At 66.2% G+C, this 3,865-nt stretch carries 7 protein-coding genes and 1 pseudogene; 4 read left to right on the forward strand and 4 right to left on the reverse strand.

Annotated features, from left to right (window positions below; translation table 11 throughout):
- The coding region (locus ACI944_RS12725; protein ID WP_411719412.1) for an MOSC N-terminal beta barrel domain-containing protein at window positions 1–398 on the reverse strand (398 nt) is incomplete at its 3' end.
- Between the two features lie 79 nt (window positions 399–477).
- Complete coding sequence (locus ACI944_RS12730; protein WP_411719413.1) at window positions 478–1,443, reverse strand: anion permease; 966 nt, start codon at window positions 1,441–1,443, stop codon at window positions 478–480.
- 524 nt (window positions 1,444–1,967) lie between these two features.
- Here ACI944_RS12730 and ACI944_RS12735 point away from each other — a divergent pair.
- The 4 genes from ACI944_RS12735 to ACI944_RS12750 all read left to right on the forward strand — a co-directional run bounded on the left by ACI944_RS12735 (window position 1,968) and on the right by ACI944_RS12750 (window position 3,299).
- Window positions 1,968–2,234, forward strand: coding sequence for an AbrB/MazE/SpoVT family DNA-binding domain-containing protein (locus ACI944_RS12735; protein ID WP_411719414.1), 267 nt, complete (start codon window positions 1,968–1,970; stop codon window positions 2,232–2,234).
- Between the two features lie 3 nt (window positions 2,235–2,237).
- A complete protein-coding gene (locus tag ACI944_RS12740) occupies window positions 2,238–2,591 on the forward strand; it encodes a type II toxin-antitoxin system PemK/MazF family toxin (RefSeq protein WP_411719415.1) in 354 nt (117 codons plus the stop codon).
- Window positions 2,592–2,716: 125 nt separating this feature from the next.
- Complete coding sequence (locus tag ACI944_RS12745) at window positions 2,717–2,953, forward strand: hypothetical protein (RefSeq protein ID WP_181691905.1); 237 nt, start codon at window positions 2,717–2,719, stop codon at window positions 2,951–2,953.
- On the forward strand, window positions 2,946–3,299 hold the full coding sequence (locus ACI944_RS12750) for a type II toxin-antitoxin system PemK/MazF family toxin (protein WP_411719416.1): 354 nt from the start codon (window positions 2,946–2,948) through the stop codon (window positions 3,297–3,299). Before ACI944_RS12745 ends, ACI944_RS12750 begins: the two co-directional genes overlap by 8 nt.
- 1 nt (window position 3,300) lies before the next feature.
- Here the strand turns inward: ACI944_RS12750 and ACI944_RS12755 are convergent, their stop codons facing one another.
- Together ACI944_RS12755 and ACI944_RS12760 are read right to left on the reverse strand one after the other, a co-directional pair.
- The gene (locus ACI944_RS12755; RefSeq protein ID WP_411719417.1) at window positions 3,301–3,594 is read right to left on the reverse strand and encodes a chorismate mutase; all 294 of its coding nucleotides are present in this window, start codon (window positions 3,592–3,594) and stop codon (window positions 3,301–3,303) included.
- 61 nt (window positions 3,595–3,655) lie between these two features.
- Window positions 3,656–3,865 (reverse strand): annotated as a pseudogene (locus tag ACI944_RS12760) (shikimate kinase); the annotation flags it as partial.

Genomic DNA, 3,865 nt, shown 5'->3' on the forward strand with positions numbered 1-3,865 from the left:
CCCCCCGCGTCGTCGCGGACGAGGTCGACCTCGTAGCCGAGGTACTCGCCGACCCAGTCGGCCAGCTCGTCGCCCTCCTCCGGGAGCGCGAAAGTCCGCTCGTCGGCCGGGGCGCACTCCGTCTCGGGCCGCGAGAGCGTCACGGCGGTCGGCGTGGCGTCGGCCGGCCCCGCGAGGTCGTACTCGGCGCGGAACCCGTGAACCGCGGGCTCGCTCTTCCCGTTCACGTAGCCGCCGCCACCGCCGACGGAGGCGCTCTCCGGGTCGACGCCGGCCTCGACGAGCGCGTACGAGCGGTCGCCGCGGAGCGCGCCCTCGGGACCGATCGCCGCGCGGTCGACGGCGACGCCGTCACAGGACTTCAGCGGATAGGCGACGAGTTCGGCGACGCGTGTCATACCCGGGGTTCGGCGGGACGGACCAAAAGCGTGGTCGAGTCGGCGCGCGCCCCCGGCCGGTCCCAGTTGCCGGCCGCCGCTACCGCACGTGCTGGCTCGCGAGGTACAGCAGGTACGCCGTCCCCGTCGATCCCACCAGCGTTAGCAGCCAGCTCGCGAGCGTGCCGGCGTACTTGCGCGTGTCGACGCCGCTTCCCGCGCCGGCGAATCCGCAGCCGGCGATGCTGTTGATGATGATGTGGTTGTACGAGATCGGCACGCCGAGCGTGTTCGCGATGATCTGAACCATCGGAATCGCGGTCAAGAGCACGGCGAGGGAGGTCCGCTGGCCGAGGCTGGCGTACTGTCGCCCGACGGCCTGTAACATGACGGGGCTTTTCAGCCACGCCCCCGCTGTGATCCCGAGCCCCCCGAAGGCGATCAGCGGCAGGATCCCGACGCCGATGTCGCTGACCGTCCCGACGAGCGGCCCTACCGCCAGTCCGACCTGACTGCCGCCGCCGATAAACGAGAACACGATCCCGCCGAACACGACCGCGTTCTCGACCGCGCGGTCGGTTCGGTCCGAAACCGGCACGTATCGACGGATGAGACCGACCAGTCCGTACGCGACGATCACGGCGGCGACCCCGGAGGCGACCCACGAGGTGATCGTGAGCGACCAGTAGTCGAGGTTCGGGTCGTACCCCGCCGCCAGCCCGACCCCGGCGATCGCGCCGAAGGTCGAGAACGCGACGGGGATCGAGTGTTCGAAGTAGATCCCGAGGCCGACGTAAAGTCCGATGACGAGCAGGGCGATCGTCCCCATCTCGAAGGAGACGGGACCGGAGACGATCTCGGTTCCGACCCCGCGCGTCACCGCCGTGCCCTGTGCCACGGCGCCGACGAACCCGACGAGCCCGACGAGGAACGCGCCCCGGAGCACGCCCGTCGAGTTCGCCCCGACCGCCGGTGCCATGGAGACGGAGACGCTGCTCGCGCCGGTAACGGCCGCGACGGCGAAGGAGACGCCGAGCGCGCCGGCCAGAAGGAATACCGACACCACGGAGTTGCCCGCGACTCCCTTCGGGCCGGTGTAAAACGTGACGGAATCGGTGGCTCCCGACCGCCAACGGTTTCAGGCGGGAACCGAATTCCGTCACGCCGGATCGGGCAACGAGCCGCCGAGGCGGCGGCGCGCCGTTCGTGTCGGCCCGTCGAGATTCACCACGAACTCACGATGGGAACCGAGACCACCGGGGACTCTCCCCATGACCGAATCGTGGAGAAAACCGTCCGCTCGCCGTGGGTCGACCGACCGACGGGAGTCGTTCCGGAGGCGCTGTCGACCACGCGATCGGTGTTCAGCCCGAGCGGCGACACCTAGCGAAGTGCGTCCGCGGAGCGGGCGGGGCGATCCGCGACCGCGGCCGCGTTTCCCGTTCTTTCGATCGACCGCCCGTGAGCAGCGAGCGCGTTCCCGCGTTACTCGCACCCTGAACAAAAATTGCGCACGTCGCCGGTGGCCCGCCTCACTCCACCGCTTCTCCGAGGGAAAAACATGTAGATATGAATAAAATATGAATATATATGACCCGGATCAAGGAACGGAAGGTCGGTGAGCGAGGGCAAGTCACTCTCCCGAAAGAACTGAGAGAGAAGCTGGGCATCCGCGGCGGAGACGAGGTACTGGTTCACGAAGAGGACGGGAAAATCACCATCGAAAAACCGATGTCTCGCGAGGAACTCGCTGAGGGGTACCGACGACGCGCAGCGGAATCCGAAGCCCTCGCGGAGGAGATGGACGGTGTGTCTCGCGAGACCGACGAGTACCTCGGTGATGCTCCCGAGTGGTAATCGATGGACGTCCGCCGCGGCGATGTCGTCATCGTCGAGTTCGACCCGACAGAGGGGTCCGAGCAACGAGGAACACGATCGTGCCTAGTCGTACGAAACGACATTGGGAACGAGAATGCGCCGACGACTATCGTCGTCCCGTTCACGACCTCGCGAGGAGACGAACTGTACCCATTCGAGGTACTCGTCTCGGCCGGTGAGTCTCCGCTTCGAGAGGACTCGGTCGCTCCCTGTAGTCAGATTCGCACGGTATCTATCGAGCATCGTATCGACGCCAGTCTCGGCTCCGTGCCGGCGTCCCGGATGGAGGAAGTCGACGAGGCGCTCAGATGTAGCCTCGGTCTGAGAGAACGCTAGCGGCTCTCTCGCTGTTCGACCTTGTTCAGGTAGCTGAAATCCATAATACATCCTGTAACTTCTACGGGAAATCCGTGGGTAATAGTGGGTAACACATATCCGCGGTGGGTCCGTACCGTTCCTCGATGAAAGTCGACGCAACAGACCTCAAAACGAACGAGACGGACGACCGAGGTCGAGTCTACCTCGGCACCGAGTACGCGAACAAGCGCGTAACCGTCGCAGTCGTTGAGGTAGAGTCAGACCGACCGGACGACGACGAGCTGGCAGCCGCCTATCGGGAGGCCTCCGAGAGCGCGGAGGCACTCGCCGAGGAGTGGGGCGAAACGTCCGACGAGGCGTGGGAAAGCCTCGATGAGTGACGGCACGGACGTGCGACGGGGCGACGTGGTTATCGTTCGACTCGACCCCGCTGAAGGACACGAGATGGAGAAGACGCGCCCGGCCGTGGTCGTTCAGAACGATATCGGAAACCGAAACTCCAGTACGACCATCGTCGCGCCCGTCACGGGGACCTACCGCGAGTATCCGTTCGAGGTGTTCGTCGAGGCGGACGGGTCACCGCTGGAAAAGAATTCGGCAATCCGGCTCGACCAGATTCGAACCGTCTCGGTTCCGGAACGGATTCACTCGGTCGTCGGTTCACTCGACGGACCTACGATGGCTGAAGTCGACAAGGCGTTACAGCTGAGTCTCGGCCTCGACTGAGCTACCGGCTCTCTCTTTGTTCAACTTTGTTCAGTTCGATCAGCAGCCGGAAGATCGCCTTCACGAGGTTCGCGTCCACGTCGAACTGCTCGGCGTTCTCGCCGGCGCGCTCCATCACGCGCTCCTCTTGCCCCTCGTCGGTGGTCGGGAGGTCGCGCTCCTCTTTCACCGCCGCCACGGTGTCGGCGACGTACGTTCGGCGGGCGATCAGCTCGACTATCTCGCGGTCGATGTCCTCGATCTCGCGCCGCAGCTCGTCGAGGCTCCGGTCCTCCGCGTTGGGTGTGTCACTCATTGGTAGTGGGGTCGGGTCGGTGGTGCGTGGTAGGGATGGTCGGTGGTGCGTTCACGGGCGCTCACTCGACGGCCGCGCCGTCGTTCCTGGTCGTCATTCGTCGCAGCGCGCCGGGGCGGTCGCCCCACGCGTCGGCGACCGCGTCGAGGTCGGTCTCGGGGTCGTCGGGGTCCGCGACGGCGACGACGCTCGGGCCGGTGCCCGACAGCGACACCGCGGTGGCGTGCGGCATCGCCTCGACCGCGGGGTCGGCGTCGAAGCCGAGCGCGGC

Source organism: Natronomonas sp., assembly GCF_046710025.1.
Lineage (GTDB): Archaea > Halobacteriota > Halobacteria > Halobacteriales > Haloarculaceae > Natronomonas.